A 19678-nucleotide genomic window follows, 5' to 3' on the forward strand; every position below is an offset into this window, starting at 1 on the left:
AATGAATAATGTTCATTTGTGCGATATTTCCTACACTCTTTGCAGCAAATCACCTCTGTGTTTGCCTGAGATTGCAGGCAAAATGCAGTCATCGCCATAATCCTGCCACCGGTCGCAGGCGGTGTGATACGCCGTGAATATTCAGGGACGATCCAAGAGCAAGGCCGAGGAAAACTCCATGGAACCGAACAAAGCCAGCACCCGCAATGCCTGGGATGCCGTCGCCAGCACTACCACACAACTCAGGGACGGCAGCCTGGACCCTGCGCTGACCGCCTGGGTGAAAACCCGGGGGTTCAATATCAACAGCACGGTCTTTTCCAGCGTCTGCCGTTTTGACGACGGAATTTATACCGGCACCCTGGTGGATCATCACGGCCATGCCTGGGAGTTTCTGGCAGACCTGAATGACCCGGAGGGCTGTGACCTGGAAGATGTCACCGCCAGCCTGGGCCCCAAATCCCCGGACCACCCCAACGCCGATCTCTGCGACCTGGTCACCATGGCCCTGTACTACCAGCGCGAGCAGCAAGTGGCGGCCTGACGCCAATGATGGGCCCCTAGAGCGGAATCCGGCTTGCTGCCGTAGGAGCGTCGCTGGCGGCGCAATTCGAGCCTTGGTGAGGATTTGAAGATTTAATGTAGGAGCACCGCTTGAGGTGCGAACCGAGTGCAGCGAGGGGGTAAAGTTCAAAGTCTGTCCGCTGCTTTCGGAAACCTGTCGAGCTCTGAAATGCCTGATCGCCCTGCGGGCGGATTTCCGCGCAGGCGCGGTTCGCGGCTCATACCCGCAGGGCACAGAGAGCGCCGCTCCTACAGCGGCTTCATAGACATGCCGAGGTCTGAGGAACTTTCCACCCTTTCCCCATCCAACGAGCGTAGCTCGTAGCTAGTCTCCGCCCCCTTTCCTGAACGGCAGCAAGCTGCGCGCCTCTTCCCGGTAACGTTGCACGTGCACCGCTTCTTCCCGGCAGAAATCTGCGATGGCGTTATGAAAAGCCGGCTCCCGCAGGTGGTGCATGGACCAGGTAATGACCGGCTCGAAGCCGCGCAGGATCTTGTGCTCCCCTTGCACCCCCGGATCAAACGCCGCCAGCTGTCGCTCGATGGCAAACTCAATGCCCTGGTAATAGCACAGCTCGAAATGCAGTCCGTCCCGCTCCTCCAGGCAACCCCAGTAGCGCCCGTAAAGACAGTCCGCATCAAAAAAATACAAGGCGGCGGCCACCGGCCGGTCTCTGTCCCGGGCCAGTACCAGCATCAGCTGATCGGCCAACCGCTCACCGACGGTAGAAAAGAAGGCTTCGTTTAAATAGGGCAGCTGACCCCGTTTCAGGTAGGTGCTGGCGTAGCATTGGTAGAAGAACGCCCAGTCGTTGGCACTGATCTGCCCTCCCTGATGGCGGGTAATGGTCAGCCCCTGTTCCTGAACGCGCCGCCGCTCCTTGCGCAGGTTCTTGCGCTTGCGGGACTGAAACTGGCCCAGAAAATCATCGAAATCCCGATAATCCCGGTTAACCCAGCGAAAATGGCAGGCCTGCCGCGATACCAGCGGCAGTTCCTGTAACTGTTCCCGGCAGGCCTTATCCGGAAACAGCAGATGCCAGCCACTGGCCTGCTGCTCACACAGCGTCTCCTGCACCCCACCCCAGAGCGAATCTGCAGAAATGTCACCCTGCCAGCGGGGGCCGGTGACCGGCGTAAAGGGGATCGAGGTAACCAGTTTCGGGTAGTAATCCAGGCCATGGCGCTGATAGGCGTCCGCCCAGCTGTAATCGAACACATACTCGCCCCGGGAATGGCTGCGCGCATAAAGAGGCATCCAGCCGCCATCGGCCTCCAGGTGGCAAGGCTGCCAGCCGGTTTTCGGGTTAACCGCGCCACAGCCCTGCAGGGCATCGAAAAAGGCGTCGCTCAGGAACGGATAAACAGACACTGTCACTCCAGTTGGGCTCTTGCAGGCTGCTAGGCATGAGTTTCGCCGCTGGCTTGGGTACAATGCGCGGATTGTACGGTTCAATAACCTGTGCCGACGGCTGGGATCTCGTCGCAAACAGTGCCGCCGTGCAATACCGCCTCGTTTTCCGGCGGTTTACAGAGACTGTTTCAGGCCAGCGCCATCCATTGTGACCGCATATTCTCCGCGAAGCAGCGGCGTAATGGCCAGAAGCGGCTACTTTTATCACTCATTGCTCAACAAGGTAACGTCAATTTCATGAATGTCTCCAAACCCCTGACCGTTTTTTATGTCGTTGCAGCCCTGTTACTGGCCATTCCCGGCGCCTGGCTGCTGTTCGCTCCGGAAATGGCACTGGTCACCCTCCACGAGAATCTCGCCGTGGTGAAAATTTCCAACATTCACAGTCAGCAAACCGGCCTGGGCCTGTTGCTGGCGGCCGTGGTCAACCTGGTCTGCCTGCTTGGCGGTGGTCAGCGCCTGCCTCTGCATGTGGCGGTGTTTTTCTACCTGGCCGGCCTGGTGGCCAGCCATGGCAGCGTGGTGTTCGCGGATCAGTGGTGGCTGTGGCTGCCGGTGCTGGTCTACCTGCTGCCACTGTTGCCATTGGGCAAACTGATACCGGCCAAACTGCCCTTGGGCGGCAACGGTCAGCAGCGCGGCGAAGTGAAGTGGTTCAACCCCAACAAGGGTTTCGGCTTCATCCTCACCGACAGTGGCGAGGAACTGTTCGTACACTTCAAGGCAGTCCAGAACGGGGGTCGTCGCAGCCTGCGCACCGGCACCCGGGTCAGCTTTGATACCCGCATGTCCGACCGCGGCGAACAGGCCGATAACGTCTACATCGAACAGTAACGCATCACGCCACACGCAACATGCTGCACGCCGCGGTGTGTTGCGTGCAGCATGCTGCCTGTAGTGGAAAATAATAATGACATTGGCAACGGCTGACTGGGTGGTCCTGGCGGGCTACCTGTGTGTGGTATTAGGCATCGGCATCTACTTTTCCCGACGCAATACCAGTACCGAGGAATATTTCGTTGGCGGCCGTCGCTTTCGCGGCTGGGTCATCGGGCTGTCACTGGTGGGCACTTCCATCAGCTCCATTACTTTTCTGGCCTACCCTGCCGACGCCTTCAAGACTGACTGGTTACGCTACCTGCCCAACCTGGCCCTGTTGCCGGCCATGCTGGTGGCGGCCTTTGTCTTCCTGCCCTATTTCCGGCGCGGCAACATGACCAGCGCCTACGAATTTCTGGAACAACGCTACGGGCCTTCGATCCGGGTCTATGGCGCGGTCGCCTTTCTGGTGGCACAGGTGGTGCGCCTGGCCATGATCCTGTGGCTGTTGTCCCTGCTGATTCAGCAGGTCACCGACCTGTCCCCTGCCACAGCCATTGTGCTGGGCGGCCTCTTTGTGGGGTTGTACACGGTGATTGGCGGGATCGATGCGGTGATCTGGACCGACGTGCTGCAGACCGTGGTGCTGCTGCTCGGCGGGTTGCTTTGCCTGTGGGTGATCCTGGATGCTCTGCCCGGCGGACTGGGGCAAATTGTTGATCAGGCCGGCAAGGCCGGCAAATTTGCCCTGGCTCCCTGGGAAGACGGCGCCCCCGGCGAGACCTCCTGGTCGCTGTCGCTGAGCGAGAAGACTGCCACCATGATGTTGCTGATCGGCCTGACCAACTGGCTCACCGAATACTCCAGCAACCAGAATACGGTGCAGCGTTACTGCGCCTCCCAATCCACCGCCGAAGCCCGCAAGGGGCTGTGGGTGTACCTGTTCACCGCCCTGCCGATCTGGGCCTTCTACATGTTTCTCGGCACCGCCCTGTGGGTCTTCTTTCAGGTCTACCCGGATGTGCAGGCCGGCGCCATACTCAGCGGCGAGGCTCGCGCCGAAACCCTGATGCCCTACTTCATCACCAATTACCTGCCCGCAGGCGTTGCCGGCCTGGTGATCGCGGCGGCGTTGGCGGCAGCCATGAGCTCGCTGGATTCCAGCATCAACTCGGTAACCACGGTGAGCGTGGTAGATCTTTACCGACGCCATTTCAACCCCGGCCAGGATGACCGCCATTACCTGAAAGTGGCCTGGGGCATCGCTGTGGCCGTCACCGGCCTGATGATTGCCGGGGCCCTGTGGCTGAATCAGGCGGACACCAAAACCCTGCAGGACACCTCCACCATCCTGGTGTCATTGCTCGGTGGCGGCATGCTGGGACTGTATCTGCTGGGTTTTTTCAGCGATCGAGGGGATGCCAGGGCAGCCTGGTGCGGGATTGCCTGCACCCTGGTATTTACCGGCTGGACGATTCTCACCAACAAGGGGATGTTGCCAGAAGCGCTTAGCGCCCCCTTTGACCTCTACTACACCGGCCTGATCGGCAACCTGTTGATGTTTGTGGTGGGCTATCTGGCGGCGAGTGCTCTAGGCGGACAATCCGGCGACACAGAAAAACTGCCAACGCGTTAAAATCACGGCCAAAACGCCCAGGATCAAAAGCCTTTTCACCACAGAGGGCCACAGAGCACACAGAGAAAAGCTTGTCTTTCCCTCGGTGATCTCTGTGCCCTCTGTGGTAAATCCGCCTTTCAGCTTTTGGATGATCGCGCCGCCAGAGCGTTGTCGGCAGATTCCCGCGACTGATTGCCTAACGCTGATGGCTGTTGTGGAGCGGGCATGGCCCGCGCCTGCAGCAGACGATCACGGATCAGCCACCCGGCCGCCCAAAGCACCAGCCAGGGATCGATCAGGTAATCCCACAGGTTGTCGCTGACCAGCAGATCGGCACCAAATGCCAACTCCGCTGCCACCAGAACCAGACAGGTGGCATAGGCACGCAGCACCCAGGCCAGCAATCCCAGCAGCAACAGCGCGGTACTGAAACCGAAATTGCCGAAGCCCAGGGCATAGGGATCGGCATAACTGGACCCCATGCTCATCGGGTAGAACCACAACGCCATCAATACCAGCATCAGGCAGGCGCCCCTTAGCTGTTTCAGGGGGAGCCAGTAATGGCCGGCAATGCGATGCTGGATCGCCAGGATTGCCAACAGACCGGACGTGATACTGAAGCCTGCCAGATAGCTGATCACCCACGGTGCCAGCCCCCACGGAAACGGCAACACCGCCCAGACGAACACCACCACGGACAAAATGATCCGCCCGCGCACGGATAACAGCGACGCGCTGATACGCAACTGTACTGCCACCAGCACCAGAGCACAGACCAGAATATCAAGCGTCATTATTCTGCTCCTTGCCGATGTTCTTGCTGGCAGAATCCGCTTTCAGCCAGACGTGGCGAATCGCGGTTTTGTTCCAGGTGTACACCATGTGCAGATCACCATTGCGGGAACGAATCATGTAGGGGTAGTCGTACTGGAATTCACAGCCGAGCCGACCGTCACACTTGTTGTGGCGGGCTCGATCCAACAGCTGCTCTTCTTCATCCGGCAGGACATCACTGTTCAGCTCCGGCTCAATCAACGCACTGAATTGCTGCTCGGTCATTTCCTCACCACGCCAGCGCTCCCGGTCATGGAAAGTCCAGCGTTCCTGCCAGCTGCTGCCACCATCACGGGTTTCCCGTATGCACAGATCATCCCGCTCAAGGCGATTGCAGTTTGCCGCCACCAGCCAGTGCCCTTCATCCATGGCCAGACCGCTCAACGCAGCACTGGGGTTTTCCAGAGAAGAATATTCCAGTGCTTCCCATTGCCAGCCACCGTCGTGGCTTTCTGACTGATAGAGAAAGCCGTTGTTGGGTTCATGCTCATTACGCAGGAAAGCAACCGCATGGGTTGGGCTATCCACCAGCACCAGCGGCTGGATGGCCTTGCGACCATGGCCGATACGGGCCTTGCCGAGAATCTGGCTGTCTTTGTCCAGCCGCAGAATTTCGCCGAACTTGCCAATCATTTCGTGATAGACCGGCAGACCGATGGTGCCGTCGCTGTAACGAATGGGTGCCGTTTTCACCAGGGTGCTGATATTGAGGAAGGGGGTGGTGACCAGTGCTTGATCGAAGCGCCAGTTCTTTCCCTGATCAAAGGATTCCATCACCACAAGTCGACTTGCTGCCCAGCCGCCAAAACTGACCGCCACCACGAACAGGCGCATGCGACCATCTTCATCAAGAGCCGGCACCACATTGCCCAGCTTGCGTACATGCCGCCCCCACCCCTGGCCAATCTGCTCCCGGGTGATCACTGGCTCTTCATTGGACCAGGAACCCGACTGCGGATCGAACACCGAAGAATGGATGGCCACATCCGCCGCACCTTCACGGCTGCCAGCGAACCAGAAGGCGCGAAGGGTGCCATCCGGCAACTCCACCATGGAAGCAGCATGGACCAACGGGGTGTCGCCATCGGACACAAAGGCGCTGCGCCATTGAGAGTTGTCCGGCACCTTGCCCTGTGGTTCCACCACCATGGTTGGGGCGGGCTGCCAGAGATGGGACGGTGAAGCGGCAAAATATCCCGCCACCAACGCAGCCCCAACAAATAGATGAAATGCACGTTTAAGCATAGATAGCTGACCAAAAACCTTTTTATTGTGTCTGCGAATCAGGTGCGCCGACCTTCGGCAGGCAAGTCTAGCAAACCCGCATAAAATTGCCTGCCATCGAAACGCCGAATGACAACCGATTATCCGAAGCATGCAGCAGAAATATACTGCAACGGTCAAAATATGTTCAGCGGCATCTCAATAATGGCATAATGCCGCCGCACCTTATTCCAATAACAGGCATGCAAGGATTTCCCTTTTTTTATGGACAGACTCAGTGTTCTCTTTCTGGCTCTCTTTGTTGCCATCTTTGCCCGAGCTGCCGACAGCAACGAGCTCGAGGACTGGAAACTGGTCAGCGACCGTAATGATATCCAGGTCTACATGAAGCATCGGGATGAATCCCGGCTGAAGACCTTCCGCGGGGTGACCCACTTTACGCTGGCGGATGAATACTCCCTGGTCGCCCTGCTCAATGATTACCCCTCTTATCCGAAATGGCTGCATTTTGTTGACAGCGCGGAAGAGTTCAACCGGATCAATCCGCTGGATCGCTCCCTGCGCTTTACCACCCAGCTGCCCTGGCCACTGGCAGATCGTGAAGCCGTTTTGCGGGCCAAGGTCACCCAGACCATGACTGAAGACGAAGAATCGGTGATGGTGGATCTGATCAATCGCCCCGATGCTCTGCCCCCCAATAATGAGTATATCCGCTTCCCGGAAATGACCGGCAAGCTTGGCTTTCGTCGCTTAGGCGGCAAGAAAGTGGAAATGACCTACGAGCTGATTCTCGACCCCGGCGGCTACATTCCCGCCTGGATCGCCAACATCCTGCTACGAGACGCCCCCTATTTCACCCTGGAGCGTTTACGCCGCATCGTCAGCAAGCCCGAGTACCAGAATCATTACTACGATTACCTGGACCTCTACGGGCCGGGTCGCCCGGCGGCGGTTGTGGGCAGCCGCAAATAACCAAAACGTAACAAAGTGATTATCAGTCTGTCATTTTCGGCCAGCTCTCCATTACCATAAGGAAAACACCTGAACAGGTTACGGAGGGCCCCCTCATGCGGCTGTTTTCCTTCCTCTATAGCTGGCTTGTCGTTGTTCCGCTGATGACAGCCACCACCCTGCTATTCGGGGCACTGTGTCTGTTGCTGGTGCCCTTCCTGCACCCCGATCGGGTGGCCCGCCTGACTGCTGTTCCCTGGGCCAGGCTATGTCTCTTTTACAGCAACGTGCGTGTGGATGTGCATGGCAGCGAACACCTGCAGTCGGGTCAGAGCTATGTCATCGTCGCCAACCATCTCAGCCAGTTCGATATTTTTGTGCTGTATGGTTATCTCGAGGTGGATTTCCGCTGGGTGATGAAACACGAACTGCGGCGGATGCCGGTAATCGGTATCTGCTGCGAAAAGCTCGGTCATATCTTCATCAACCGCTCCGACACCCAGGCAGCCATTGCCAGCCTCAACCAGGCCCGTACCCGCCTGGCCAACGGTGCCAGCGTATTGTTTTTTCCGGAAGGCACCCGCAGCCGTACCGGGCAGATCAAGCCCTTCAAGAAAGGCGCCTTCAAGATGGCCCAGGAGCTGCAACTGCCGGTGCTTCCCGTCACCCTGACCGGTACCTTCGAAATATTGCCGCCGGGAACCGCACGGCTACGCCCCGGCCAGCATGCGCAGATTACCCTGCACCCTGCCATTGTCCCGATGGGCTCCAGCGAGGCGGAACTGGTTCAGTTAATCCACCAGAGCCAAACAGCTATTGCCGCCCCACTTGGCGAGGCCTGCCCGCAACTCAGTCTCTGATCCGGTTATCCTCAGCGCCACCTCCGGGCGGCGCCATCGCCACGCCAGCCCTTCCTTGTCTGACAAGATTGGCCCATTCTGCAGTGACAAAGTGTCTACACTCGGTCGCCGAATCGAGTTGCAAGTTGAAAGTTCAAGGTTGAAGAGCGCAGGGGCCGGCCGTACCAACGAAAACCGCTGCCCTACGCCGCTACAACGTTTGTGTGCGGGCATGGCATCTCAGTCGCCAACAAGCCCGCCCGCGCCTTGAAACTTTCAACTTTCAACTTGCAACTGAATTAAGCGGATACAGGAGTCATCATGAAGAATTTTAAAGACAAAGTTGCCGTTATCACCGGTGCCGGTTCCGGCATTGGCCGTGCTCTGGCTCAGGAACTGGCGTCCGCAGGTGCCAAGCTGGCCCTGTCCGATATCAACGAAGCCGGCCTGAAGGAAACCGCCGACCTGCTGGGGCTGGGTGAAGACCGGCTGATGACCCGCAAACTGGATGTGGCCGACCGCCAGGCGTTTTATGATTTTGCCGACGATGTGGTCAACCACTTCGGTTACGCCAACATGATCTTCAACAACGCTGGCGTGGCACTGGGCGCCACCGTAGAAAAAATGAACTACGACGATTTCGAGTGGTTGATGAACATCAACTTCTGGGGCGTGGTTTACGGCACCAAGGCATTCCTGCCCTATCTGAAGGAAGCCGGCGAAGGCCACATCATCAACGTGTCTTCTGTGTTTGGTCTGATCGGCATTCCCACCCAGTCCGCCTATAACGCGGCAAAATTTGCCGTGCGCGGTTTCACCGAATCCCTGCGCCTGGAGCTGGAAATGGAGCAATGTGGTGTGTCTGCCACTTCCATTCATCCGGGTGGCATCAAGACCAACATCGCCAAGGCCGCCCGTATCAGCGATGACGTGGCTGCCATCACCGGGTCCGATCCGGAACAATCCAAGGCGGATTTCGAGAAGATGTTCCGTACTACGCCGGAAGAAGCCGCCAGCACCATCCTCAAGGGTGTTCGCCAGAACAAGCGTCGGGTCCTGATCGGCTCTGACGCCTTGGCCATCGATACCATGCAGCGCCTGATGCCCACCAGCTACCAGCGCCTGATGGTGATGGGCCAGAAGTTCATGAACAAGAAGTAATGACCAAGCGCCCCTACTCGCAAGCCGCTGAAAACAACAAGGCCCCGATCCTTTCCGTGCTGCAACAGCATTGTCAGGTCCCGGGCGCCTTGCTGGAGATCGGTGCCGGCACCGGCCAGCATGCGGCCTGGCTGTCGGGGCGCCTTCCCCATCTGCACTGGCAGCCCTCCGATGTGGCCGCCAACCTGCCCCATATACGGCAATGGCTGAGTGACCCGGGCAGCCAGGCTCTACCGCCGGTGGAACTGGATGTGGCCGCTCAGTGGCCCGCCGGCCCTTTTGATTACCTGTTTACCGCCAACACCTTCCACATCATGGCGGCGCCACTGGTGGAAACCTGTATCCGGGAGGGCTGCCGGCAACTGACGGGTCAGGGCAAATTCCTGGTCTATGGTCCCTTCAACTACGACGGCCAGTACACCAGTGACTCCAACCGTCAATTTGATCAATGGTTGAAGGAAATGGACGACAATCGCGGCATTCGCGACCATGAATGGGTGGTGGAACAGTTCGCCCGCCAGCACCGACAGCTGCTGGCCGACCACGAGATGCCCGCCAACAACCGGTTGCTGGTATTCGGCCGGGACTAGGCCGGGACTAGCTAGCTACACCGTACGCCGAATGGTACGCATTCTGGGCTTGAGATAGGCCACCCCGAAGATCATGATCATCAGGGCATCGCGCCAGTGAAACAGGCCGCGTCGGCGGATCCACACCATGAAGCCGATGCACTCCAGGAGATGCAGCACCGCCACCACCAGCCCGGCGCCCAACAGCAATCGATCAAACGGGGACGGCAGATCCAGGAAAATGGCTAACCCTACCGCCACCCAAAACACTACAATAACGCCGCGAAGCAAGCCCATAGGAAACATCCTCTGACAGCGCTGGTTAATTTTTCTACAATACCCCGTTTTCAGCAGGAACGGGTGCCCGACACGGTGGCACCAACACTTGCATTCAGACTGAGCGAATACATGCAAAAAGACAACACAAGCACCTGGACCCTGGATCAGTTCCCGGTGCCGGAAAAAGACGGCGAAACCCGCTTCCATGATTTCGATCTGGACCTGAGCCTGATGCGTGGCATCGCCGAGCAGGGCTTCCAGTACTGCACCCCCATCCAGGCGGAAGTGCTGGAGCACACCCTGGCCGGCGCCGACGCCATCGGCCGGGCCCAGACCGGTACCGGCAAGACCGCGGCCTTCCTGATCACCGTGATCAACGACCTGCTGCGCCACCCCATTCAGGTTAAACGCTACGCTGGCGAGCCCCGCGCCCTGATTGTGGCCCCCACCCGGGAACTGGCCATGCAGATCGAGAAGGACGCCAGAGCCCTGGCCAAGTACACCGATCTGCAGGTCATGAGCGTGGTCGGCGGGATGAACTTCAACCGCCAGCAGGAACGTCTGCAGAACGAATTGATCGACATCCTGGTGGCCACCCCCGGTCGCCTGCTGGATTTCGCCAAACGCCGCGACCTGTGGCTGGACCGGGTGGAATTCCTGGTACTGGATGAAGCGGATCGCATGCTGGACATGGGCTTTATTCCCGATGTGAAACGCATCGTCGGCATGACCCCGAAGCCCCAATACCGCCAGACCCAGCTGTTCTCCGCCACTTTCAGTGACGATGTGATGAACCTGGCCAGCCGCTGGACAGAAGCCGCGGAAGTAGTGGAAATCGAGCCCACCCAGGTAACCACCGACACCGTGGAACAGAAGGTCTACATCACCAACGCCGACGACAAGTTCACTCTGCTGTACAACTTGATCACCGGCATGAACATGGACAAGGTGATCGTGTTCGCCAACCGCCGGGATATTACCCGCCGGGTCAGCGACCGGCTGCAAAAGAAAGGCCTGAAGGTATCTCTGATCTCCGGTGACGTGCCCCAGACCCAGCGCATGAAGACCCTGGAACGCTTCCGCGCCGGTGATCTGCAGGTGCTGATCGCCACCGATGTGGCCGGCCGCGGCATCCATATCGACGGCGTGTCCCATGTGGTCAATTACAATCTGCCGGAAGACCCGGAAGACTATGTTCACCGTATCGGCCGCACCGGGCGGGCCGGTGCCAGCGGCATGTCCATCAGCTTCGCCTGTGAAGACGACGCCTTCCTGCTGCCGGAACTGGAAAACGCCATCGGCATGAAACTGGAGTGCGAGTACCCACCGTCGGATCTGCTCGCCGAGAAGGACTCAAAGAATGGCAACACGCATCAGCCCGGATGAGGGCAAAACCCGCTTCGAACAGGGCGATGCCCTGTTCGTGGACATCCGCGACCCGGCCAGCTTTGCTGCTGGCCATTTGCGCGGCGCCGTCCATCTGACCCAGGCCAACGTGGAACCGTTTCTGGCCGATACCGCCCCGGAAAAACCGCTGGTGATCTACTGCTACCACGGCAACAGCAGCCAGGGCACCGCCGATTGGCTTGCCGAGCAGGGGTTCAGTGATGTGGTCAGCCTGGACGGAGGCTATGAAGTCCTGCGCCAGCGCTTCCCCGAACTGCTGGAAGAGATGGCGTAACCACGCGAAGGCAACACGCCAAACAACAAAGTTTCCCAAAAACAGGACGGAGATGATTCCGTGCGCTCATTCCTCCGGGCGCACACTCACCTCCGCCACTGTTACGTCTGCAGGGCGCAGCCTGTGCATGAAGTGCCCAGCGGCCTTCAGAACCGGTAGCCCAACCCCACCATGTAGACCCAGGGATCGATTTCCACATCGATCTTGTCCACGCGGGCATTATTCACATACAGCCGCGCTTCGGTATCAATATCGATGTTCCAGACGCTGACGTTGAACAGCCAGTTTTCGTCGAGAGCAAAGTCAGCCCCCACTTCCCAGGCGAAGCCCATGGAGTTACTCAGCTTCACATCAGCATCGGCACCGCCCAATAGCGGGCTCACCACAGAATCATCGATGCTGTCGTCAAAAAACAGCGTGTAATTCAAACCCGCGCCAACATAAGCCCGCATAGGTCCGATCTGTGGCGCATAGTATTGTGCCAGCAGCGTCGGTGGCAGGTGGCTGGTTTCCCCAATGGCAACATCACCACCTCCGGTTTCCAGGAGGATGTCGTGGGTAAAGGGAGTCGCTCCCACCAGTTCGACACCAATGGAGTCGGTTACCATATAGGCCAGCGTCAGGCCCACCTGGGTGTCGTCATCCACGTCGACGCCAAGGCCACCCACTGCCGGCAAGGCCGGGTTAAAGGTTTCACTGCTGGCATCCGGCTCAACCTTGATTCCCCCCAGACGCACAATCACGTCCCCCGCCTTATGGGCCATGGCAGGCCCGGCCATCAACATCCCGGTTAGCAGCAGCGCCGCTTTTCCTTGTCCTCGCAGTTGCATACAGTTCCCCTTTCTTCCAGCAAGATAGAGTCAGCGACCAGAAACCCTCGCAAGGCCACCGCACCGGAACTATTAAACGGCCATCGCCGATTGAGGGTATTGCTCTGAATCAATAAAAAGAGGTTTTACTACCATGTCATCCGCTCAACTGATCTCCGCCCTGCGCGATGCGCACCAGGCACACCTTTGTGCACAACTGCAAAACGAGGAACACTGGCAGGCCCTGATGGCCCAGGCCAGCGGCAGCCTGGGCGCGGTACCGCTGGGCAAACTGGTAGACAGTGACTCCCTGACCACCGTAGTGGATCAATGGCTGCAACAAGCGCTCAGCGCCCAGGGCCTGCAGGGTGTCGTCAGCGACGTCAGCAAGGCGGTCTGGGAAGCCGCCGAAAAAGACCCTGCCACCGTGGGCGAACTACTCAGCGAAGACCATTTCGAAGCGATTCTGGAGCAGGTACTGAAGCTGCAGACCCTGCGCGAGAAAGCCGTCCACGCCGCCATGAACCATCCGCTGGTCAGCGAAATGGTCAGCGAAATGCTCTACACCGGCATCAAGAACTTTCTGTTGGAAGAGAACGCCCTGGCCAAACTTCCCGGCGTCAGCAGTGTGATGAAAATGGGCCGCAAGAGCATGGTCGGCAAGGCAATGGGCGGCATGGAAGAATCCATCCGCGACTATCTGCGAAAGAATATCCGCGTCACGCTGAAAACCGGCGAGCAGTGGCTGAACAAGCAACTGACCAACGAGCGCATAGAGCAACTGGCCCGGGACGGCTATCAGCGCGTGGCTCCTCTCAAGCCCGCCGACTATCTGAAGCTGGTACCCGCCGGCACCATTGATGAAGTGGTCAGCCAGAGTTGTGCCATCGGTGACGAAACTGCCCGTCTGGATTACACCCGCCAACTGGTCAGCGTAGGCATCCACGCCGCCGTTCAATCCCTCAGCGACATGCCCCTGCAAACCCTGCTGGAAGGCATGAAGATCAGCGAAGAGCAGGTTCGTGAAATCACCGCCCCCGCCCTGGCCCGCGGCGCTACCGTCCTCATTGAACAGGGCGTGCTGGAACCGTTTATTCAGTGGGTGCTGGATGATTTTTATCAGTCGGAAGCGTGTAAAAAGATAATTGATAATGGATAGTTGAGAATTGATAACGGCGCGATCTGCGCAATCTTGACTGAAACAGCAGAGGCCGCGCCCAGAGTCTGGGCGCGGCCTCTTACGTTGGGGTCATGCCAATCATTCATGGCCGACGTTATCAATTATCCATTCTCAATTATCAATTAAAGAAACTGCTCCGCATATTCCGCCAGCAACGACCTCGGCACCCCGTTCAGCTGAACCGAACCCCCATGGACGAAGCGCTTGAAACGTTCGGTCATGTAGGTGAGGCCGGAGCTGGTGGGTGACAGGTACGGGGTGTCGATCTGGGCGAGGTTGCCCAGGCACACCACCTTGGAGCCTTCCCCGGCCCGGGTGATGATCGCCTTCATCTGATGGGGGGTCAGGTTCTGGCTTTCGTCGATCAGGATCAGGGATTTCTGGAAGCTGCGCCCGCGGATATAGTTCATCGCCTTGAACTGGATATTGGCCTTTTCCTTCACATACTGAATGCTGCCGGAAGGGTTTTCATCGTTCAGGTGCAGCGCCTCTATGTTGTCGTTGATGGCCCCCAGCCAGGGATCCATTTTTTCCTCTTCGGTGCCCGGCAGGAAACCATGCTCTTCTGCCAGCGGCGGCGTGGAGCGGGTGGCAATGATCTTGTTGAAGCGTTTCTGCTCCACCGTCATTTCGATCGCGGCGGCCAGCGCCAGAATGGTCTTGCCGGAACCGGCCGCCCCGGTGAGCGTCACCAGATGCACATCCGGATCCATTAACAGTTGCAGGGCCATGGCCTGCTGCAGGTTCTTCGGCCGCAAGCCCCAGACCTCCTGGTCGAGCAGACTGTCCGCCTTGTAATGGCGTAGGGTCACCACGCCGTTGTCCACATCCAGCACACGCCCGACGAACCCCTGCTCATCGATGATGTACTGGTTGGGATAGACTTCTTCACCCAGAATCTCGCTGACCAGCAAGCCGTGGGATAGATGGTGCAGGGTATCGGCGCCCACCTGCTCGGTTTCCACCTGGGTCACCTGATCCCAGAAGGAGCCGGGCACCTCGAAATAGCCACGGGTTAGCTGCTTGATGTCCGTCACCAGCTGATCGTTGTGATAATCCTCCGATTCGATGCCACAGGCCCGCGCCTTGAGGCGCATGTTGATGTCCTTGGTGACCAGAATGAAACGCCGCTCCGGCTGACTGGCCTGCATGGCCACCACATCATTGATGATGCGGTTGTCGTTGAGGTCATTGGGCAGGGGGGCATTCAGCTCGCCGGTTTTCGACATCAGCACCGTCAGCGTGCCCTGGGTGACTGTCTCCGGACCACGGGGAATGGGGATGCCCGCTTCCACCTGCGCTGGCGTGGCGCTGCCCAGCACCCGGTCGATCTGGCGAATGGCTGCACGACAATCCGCCGCCGTGTGGGATTTGTTACCGCTCTTCAGCTTGTCCAGCTCCTCCAGCACCGTCATGGGAATCACCACCCGATGTTCCTCAAAGTTGAGCAACGAGTTCGGATCGTGGATTAACACGTTGGTATCAATGACGTAGGTTTTTTGTTGCTCTTGGTCGAGGGTTGAATCGTTCTGGTTGGCGCTTGCGTGGTTGATGGAGAGGGTGTGAAGTCTGGCCGCGCGCTCTTCCATGCGTATCCCCTGTGGCGGTTGCATCAGTGGGCGGCATTTGGCTTGGGCGTCAGATCTGGCTCTTGGTCTGAGAAAGCGAGAGTGACGCCTGCGCCTGCCGCCGTTGGTTTAAGCCTTCTGGCGGTTCAGTTGCAGCAGCTGTAACAGCTTTTGATCGCGATCACTCCCGCAATGGCGGGGGTTGGAAATACCATAACCCAGCTTTTTCGAAATGATCAATAGAAAACCTCGCAAAGTTTGCCGACGGGCAGGCAGACGGTTGTCATAGCGTTTAGAATTCCCACTGGTTGTTTCTCTCCTTTTTCTGAAAACAGGTTATCGCCATGCCCCTTGAGCACCCGCACGTGATGATGCCGCCGCCGGCCCTGTACCTGGGCGGCTTGCTGATGGGCTATGGCATTGATCAGGCCCTTACCCTGCCCGCTCCCACGTTCCCCGGGGACCGCTGGGTGATACTGGCCCTGGCCGTAATCGGCACCGCTCTGGTGTTGGCCGCGGTCCTTCAGCTGCGCCTGGCGCGCACCACTCTGGTCCCCCATCGCCCTGCCAGCCAGCTGCTTACCGGTGGTGTGTTCCGGCTGAGCCGCAACCCGATCTACCTGGGTTTCACTGCCCTGTACCTGGCCATGGCCCTGAGCCAGCACAGCGCGGGCATGCTGATCATGCTGGTGCCGATTGTCTGGGTCATCCAGCAGCATGTGATTGCGGCGGAAGAAGCGTTTCACGCCCAGCAGTTCGGGGAACAATGGCAGGCGTATCGGCAACGGGTACGGCGCTGGTTGTAGCACTGACACGGGCGTGGATAGCGATTGCCTGCGACCCGGCCTTGAGAAATTCCACCGCGCCCAGCTTGCCGTGTTGCAAACGCATGTGGCGCGAGCCGAAATGGCCCGGCACCAGGCTGCTGGCGCGGGTCTGCCGGGGCAGCCACCCTAGCCGGCGGTACAGTTCGGCGACCAGCTCCGAACAGAACCAGCCACGCTGATCCGGCTTGCGGGTAAAGCCTGTCAGCACGTCCAGGGCGTTGCACAGCACGTAGTTCTTGTAGGGACGATGAAGCAGGCGCTTCACCATCCGCGCCAGCAGTTGCTGCTGCCGGTCACTCAAGGGGGGGCCATGCCGACGGCGCAACGCCACCGTGCCGGGGTAATCACGCAGCTTGTCCGCCAGCGGTACCAGCGCCACACCGGCCACCGGGCATCCCAGAGTTACATCCGACGATTCACTGAGGGTGGTGGACTCAAGAACCAGAGGGTCGGGATTGCCGGGCAGGTGCACCACCATACCGATATGACTCCAGGGGCTGCGGGTAAAGACCCGGATCACCTCACTGGTAAAACCACGGCCAGAGAACAACAGCAGATCCCCGGTTCGCAGTGAGCAAGCAGACTCAAGAGGCATTGTCATGGGCACAGCCACAGGCTCTTATCCGTTGCAGGACTATCCTGAGGCCACACTAGAAAAATGTCGTGACGGTTCGCTGACAGTGGCGTCACGGTTTGGTGAAGAAAAACTGCCTATCTCTCTACAGCGCCGCCGTAGGAACGGAGCGTAGCGGAGTAACGCCCGCAGGGCGGCCCCGAAGGGGTGAGCGCAGCGAATAACACCTCTTGAGGTGCGAATCCGAGCGACAGCGAAGGAAATGTACCAGGTAACCACCGGCTCCTTCTAAAGACACCTGTCGAGCCCGGAAATCCCTGATCGCCCTTCGGTCGATTTCCTCGCTTCGCGAGGTTCGCGGCTCAAGATCCGCTCCTACAGCGGCTTCGTAGATACCCGGGGGATAACATGCAGGTCAAACATCGTCACATTCCTGTTATCTACCGTCGTTACCCTGTGCAATCCTCTTTGCCTGTCCCGCCCCCGCCTATGGAAGACAAGCTCTACCTGCTGCAACGCCATCTGCCCGAGCTTCTGCACCTGGATGCACTGATTCGTCATGGTGAGCGTCACCTGCGTGTGTCCACGGTTCATAAGGTGCCAATGGGTGAGTTGTCATTGCCGGTGCGGGTAATCGAAATGGGCAGCACTTCTCCCGGCGTGCCGGTCATCGGTTTTTTTGGTGGCGTTCATGGCGTGGAGCGGATCGGCAGCCAGGTGTTGATGTCCTGGCTGCACAGTCTTATTCATCGTTTGCAGTGGGACGACCAACTGCATCGGCGGCTGGAGCAGGTGCGACTGGTGTTCATGCCGATGATCAACCCCGGCGGCATCTGGAAGCGCACCCGCAGCAACCCCAATGGCGTGGACCTGATGCGTAACGCCCCTATCGATGCCATGGGCCGGGTGCCTTTTCTGGTGGGCGGCCACCGCATCAGCCGCCATCTGCCCTGGTACCGGGGCAAAAGTGGCGCGCCCATGGAGCCGGAAGCCCAGGCGGTCATCCGGGTGGTGCGGGAAAAGCTGATGCCGGCGCCGTTTTCCATGAGCCTGGACTGTCACAGTGGCTTTGGCCGGCGCGACCGGATCTGGTGCTGTTACGCCCGCAGCCATCGCCCCATTCCCCATATCGGCGAAGTATTCCGGCTCAAGCAGCATTTCGAAGACACCTATCCTCACCATCATCCCTACCTGATCGAGCCGCAGTCGGTGAACTACACCACCCATGGCGACCTGTGGGATTACCTTTACGACGATGCCCAAGATCGGGCACCGCATCACACCTTCCTGCCGTTTACCCTGGAAATGGGCTCCTGGCTGTGGGTACGCAAGAACCCACGGCAAATGCTGGATTTTTTCGGCTATTTCAATCCGGTAATCGGCCACCGCCATCATCGGGTACTGCGCCAGCACCTGCCCCTGTTCGAGTTTCTCACCGCCATGACCGCCAACGCCGGTAACTGGCTACCCACTACCCGGGAAAAATCGGCGCTGACTCGGCAGGCCATTGCCCACTGGTTTGGGGACGCTGACTAGCCGCTGAGCATCTGCAAAACGCCCCCTCTCAGTGCATCGTATACCCAAGACGCCATTCATGGCCCCGACCTTGCAACAGAAAAGCCCATTGGGTCCGCCGCCCGGCTGACTTACACTTTGCCAAACGCCTCGATAAGGACACACCATGAAAGCCCTGATTCTTGCCCCCCTGGCCCTGCTGGCCGGTTGTCAGCACCTGAACTACCAGCCACCGACCAGCGGCGATACCGCCCAGGTCACCTTCACCAGCAACAACACAGCAGCTCAACCGGTGGTCTGTGTGCCCGGCAAGGGCTTCAAGTCAACGGAATACGCGCTGTCGCAAAACCCGGTGAGCGGTGGGGCTCTGGACGACTTACTGAAAACCATGAAGAAAAGTCCCCAGGTCACCACCACTGTCGACATTGCCCCAGCCACCCGCATTGGCGTCATCTATAACCGCCGCCAGGCTGACAATAGCCGTGACCGCTGCAAAGTGGCCCTGCAGTTTGCCCCTCAGGCCGGCGGTGACTACCAGGCACACTTTGTCCATGAGAACGGTCAATGTGGTCTGTCACTGAAAGATGCCAGCGGCGCCAGTGTGGATGCCGTGCTGACTGACTGGCAGTGCCCATAATATGCGCACCAATGCGGTGCGCGGCACCAAGTTCGCGCACCGCATTGTCTGTTTCCCCTTTGTTAAATCCCCCCTTTCCTCGTCACAAACTATCAAGTCACTGTTTTATATAAATAAAAAATAGTTGGCACGCTCTCTGCAATATCTCTTTCGAGCCGAAAAGGCGGTGCGTCACCAGCGCACATTGAACGAATTAGACTTGTTAAGAGGGTTGCACATGAAAAACGTATTTGGTCTGAAGAAAACCGTTTTGGCCGCTTCCATCGTGGCTGCCAGCCTGGCTCCGGCCATCGCTGCCGCTGAAGTCAGTGGTACCCTGGGCGCTTCCAGCCAGTACTTGTGGCGTGGTCAGCAACTGACCAACGGCGCTGCGGTATATGGTAGCGTTGACTACTCCCACACTTCCGGTCTGTACGCTGGTGCCTGGGCATCGTCTGAAACCGACGACACCGAGTACGACCTGTACGCCGGTTTCGGTGGCGAGATTGAAGGTCTGAGCTACGACATCAGCTACATCGACTATAACTACACCGCTGGCGGCACCGAAATCGACGACCCTGCATCTGGCGACGACTTTCAGGAAGTCCACCTGGGTGTAGGCTTTGCCGGCCTGAG

Annotated in this window: 21 protein-coding genes; 14 read left to right on the forward strand and 7 right to left on the reverse strand. The window is 58.7% G+C overall.

Going from position 1 to position 19678, the window contains the following annotated elements; all coding sequences use genetic code 11:
• Positions 1 to 178 precede the first annotated feature (178 nt).
• Positions 179 to 544, forward strand: coding sequence for a hypothetical protein (locus B3Q33_RS14720; RefSeq protein ID WP_035249197.1), 366 nt, complete (start codon positions 179 to 181; stop codon positions 542 to 544).
• 345 nt (positions 545 to 889) lie between these two features.
• Here B3Q33_RS14720 and B3Q33_RS14725 read toward each other — a convergent pair whose 3' ends face one another.
• Positions 890 to 1936 carry a GNAT family N-acetyltransferase gene (locus B3Q33_RS14725; RefSeq protein ID WP_272963331.1) on the reverse strand — a complete coding sequence of 349 codons (1047 nt, stop codon included), beginning with the start codon at positions 1934 to 1936 and terminating at the stop codon, positions 890 to 892.
• Positions 1937 to 2215: 279 nt separating this feature from the next.
• On the opposite strand from B3Q33_RS14725, the gene B3Q33_RS14730 reads away from it, so the two are divergent.
• Together B3Q33_RS14730 and B3Q33_RS14735 are read left to right on the forward strand one after the other, a co-directional pair.
• Positions 2216 to 2812, forward strand: coding sequence for a cold-shock protein (locus B3Q33_RS14730; RefSeq protein WP_084573500.1), 597 nt, complete (start codon positions 2216 to 2218; stop codon positions 2810 to 2812).
• Positions 2813 to 2888: 76 nt separating this feature from the next.
• Complete coding sequence (locus B3Q33_RS14735) at positions 2889 to 4433, forward strand: sodium:solute symporter (protein ID WP_272963330.1); 1545 nt, start codon at positions 2889 to 2891, stop codon at positions 4431 to 4433.
• 119 nt (positions 4434 to 4552) lie between these two features.
• On the opposite strand, the gene B3Q33_RS14740 is transcribed toward B3Q33_RS14735, so the two are convergent.
• Together B3Q33_RS14740 and B3Q33_RS14745 are read right to left on the reverse strand one after the other, a co-directional pair.
• A complete protein-coding gene (locus tag B3Q33_RS14740; RefSeq protein ID WP_272963329.1) occupies positions 4553 to 5209 on the reverse strand; it encodes a hypothetical protein in 657 nt (218 codons plus the stop codon).
• Entirely contained in the window at positions 5199 to 6494 is a 1296-nt protein-coding gene (locus tag B3Q33_RS14745) for a sialidase family protein (protein WP_052042994.1), read from the reverse strand. Before B3Q33_RS14745 ends, B3Q33_RS14740 begins: the two co-directional genes overlap by 11 nt.
• Before the next feature lie 243 nt (positions 6495 to 6737).
• Here B3Q33_RS14745 and B3Q33_RS14750 point away from each other — a divergent pair, with 243 nt between their 5' ends.
• The 4 genes from B3Q33_RS14750 to B3Q33_RS14765 all read left to right on the forward strand — a co-directional run bounded on the left by B3Q33_RS14750 (position 6738) and on the right by B3Q33_RS14765 (position 10014).
• Positions 6738 to 7445 (forward strand): START domain-containing protein, encoded by a 708-nt coding sequence (locus B3Q33_RS14750; protein ID WP_035249207.1) that lies wholly within the window; start codon positions 6738 to 6740, stop codon positions 7443 to 7445.
• A gap of 95 nt (positions 7446 to 7540) precedes the next feature.
• A complete protein-coding gene (locus B3Q33_RS14755; RefSeq protein ID WP_272963328.1) occupies positions 7541 to 8284 on the forward strand; it encodes a lysophospholipid acyltransferase family protein in 744 nt (247 codons plus the stop codon).
• Between the two features lie 300 nt (positions 8285 to 8584).
• The gene (locus B3Q33_RS14760; RefSeq protein WP_272963327.1) at positions 8585 to 9424 is read left to right on the forward strand and encodes an SDR family NAD(P)-dependent oxidoreductase; all 840 of its coding nucleotides are present in this window, start codon (positions 8585 to 8587) and stop codon (positions 9422 to 9424) included.
• Entirely contained in the window at positions 9424 to 10014 is a 591-nt protein-coding gene (locus tag B3Q33_RS14765; protein WP_273008945.1) for a DUF938 domain-containing protein, read from the forward strand. The genes B3Q33_RS14760 and B3Q33_RS14765 overlap by 1 nt, the downstream gene beginning before the upstream one ends.
• A gap of 15 nt (positions 10015 to 10029) precedes the next feature.
• Here B3Q33_RS14765 and B3Q33_RS14770 read toward each other — a convergent pair whose 3' ends face one another.
• The gene (locus B3Q33_RS14770) at positions 10030 to 10290 is read right to left on the reverse strand and encodes a DUF1145 domain-containing protein (protein WP_052042996.1); all 261 of its coding nucleotides are present in this window, start codon (positions 10288 to 10290) and stop codon (positions 10030 to 10032) included.
• A gap of 111 nt (positions 10291 to 10401) precedes the next feature.
• Between B3Q33_RS14770 and rhlB the strand changes: the two genes are divergently transcribed.
• On the forward strand, positions 10402 to 11658 hold the full coding sequence (rhlB, locus tag B3Q33_RS14775) for an ATP-dependent RNA helicase RhlB (protein ID WP_272963325.1): 1257 nt from the start codon (positions 10402 to 10404) through the stop codon (positions 11656 to 11658).
• Positions 11633 to 11953: a thiosulfate sulfurtransferase GlpE gene (gene glpE, locus B3Q33_RS14780; RefSeq protein WP_273008944.1), complete on the forward strand. Its 321-nt coding sequence runs from the start codon at positions 11633 to 11635 to the stop codon at positions 11951 to 11953. The genes rhlB and glpE overlap by 26 nt, the downstream gene beginning before the upstream one ends.
• Positions 11954 to 12099: 146 nt before the next feature.
• Here glpE and B3Q33_RS14785 read toward each other — a convergent pair whose 3' ends face one another.
• Positions 12100 to 12783: an OmpW/AlkL family protein gene (locus B3Q33_RS14785; RefSeq protein ID WP_035249217.1), complete on the reverse strand. Its 684-nt coding sequence runs from the start codon at positions 12781 to 12783 to the stop codon at positions 12100 to 12102.
• A gap of 133 nt (positions 12784 to 12916) precedes the next feature.
• Here B3Q33_RS14785 and B3Q33_RS14790 point away from each other — a divergent pair, with 133 nt between their 5' ends.
• Positions 12917 to 13921, forward strand: a complete 1005-nt coding sequence (locus B3Q33_RS14790) for a hypothetical protein (protein WP_272974384.1) — start codon at positions 12917 to 12919, stop codon at positions 13919 to 13921.
• Between the two features lie 143 nt (positions 13922 to 14064).
• Here the strand turns inward: B3Q33_RS14790 and B3Q33_RS14795 are convergent, their stop codons facing one another.
• On the reverse strand, positions 14065 to 15531 hold the full coding sequence (locus B3Q33_RS14795; protein WP_035249221.1) for a PhoH family protein: 1467 nt from the start codon (positions 15529 to 15531) through the stop codon (positions 14065 to 14067).
• A 323-nt stretch (positions 15532 to 15854) separates the two neighbouring features.
• Here B3Q33_RS14795 and B3Q33_RS14800 point away from each other — a divergent pair, with 323 nt between their 5' ends.
• Positions 15855 to 16316, forward strand: a complete 462-nt coding sequence (locus B3Q33_RS14800; RefSeq protein WP_035249223.1) for a methyltransferase family protein — start codon at positions 15855 to 15857, stop codon at positions 16314 to 16316.
• Here B3Q33_RS14800 and B3Q33_RS14805 read toward each other — a convergent pair.
• On the reverse strand, positions 16216 to 16938 hold the full coding sequence (locus tag B3Q33_RS14805; RefSeq protein WP_084573501.1) for a YiiX/YebB-like N1pC/P60 family cysteine hydrolase: 723 nt from the start codon (positions 16936 to 16938) through the stop codon (positions 16216 to 16218). The genes B3Q33_RS14800 and B3Q33_RS14805 overlap by 101 nt on opposite strands.
• Positions 16939 to 17400: 462 nt before the next feature.
• Between B3Q33_RS14805 and B3Q33_RS14810 the strand changes: the two genes are divergently transcribed.
• The 3 genes from B3Q33_RS14810 to B3Q33_RS14820 all read left to right on the forward strand — a co-directional run.
• Positions 17401 to 18447 (forward strand): M14 family zinc carboxypeptidase, encoded by a 1047-nt coding sequence (locus B3Q33_RS14810; protein WP_272974403.1) that lies wholly within the window; start codon positions 17401 to 17403, stop codon positions 18445 to 18447.
• A 145-nt stretch (positions 18448 to 18592) separates the two neighbouring features.
• The gene (locus tag B3Q33_RS14815) at positions 18593 to 19063 is read left to right on the forward strand and encodes a hypothetical protein (protein WP_035249227.1); all 471 of its coding nucleotides are present in this window, start codon (positions 18593 to 18595) and stop codon (positions 19061 to 19063) included.
• A gap of 217 nt (positions 19064 to 19280) precedes the next feature.
• Positions 19281 to 19678 (forward strand): TorF family putative porin (locus B3Q33_RS14820; RefSeq protein ID WP_286828519.1); only part of this gene is annotated, 398 nt, incomplete at its 3' end.

This window comes from Alcanivorax sp. UBA3183 (genome assembly GCF_002364155.1).
GTDB lineage: Bacteria > Pseudomonadota > Gammaproteobacteria > Pseudomonadales > Alcanivoracaceae > Alcanivorax > Alcanivorax jadensis.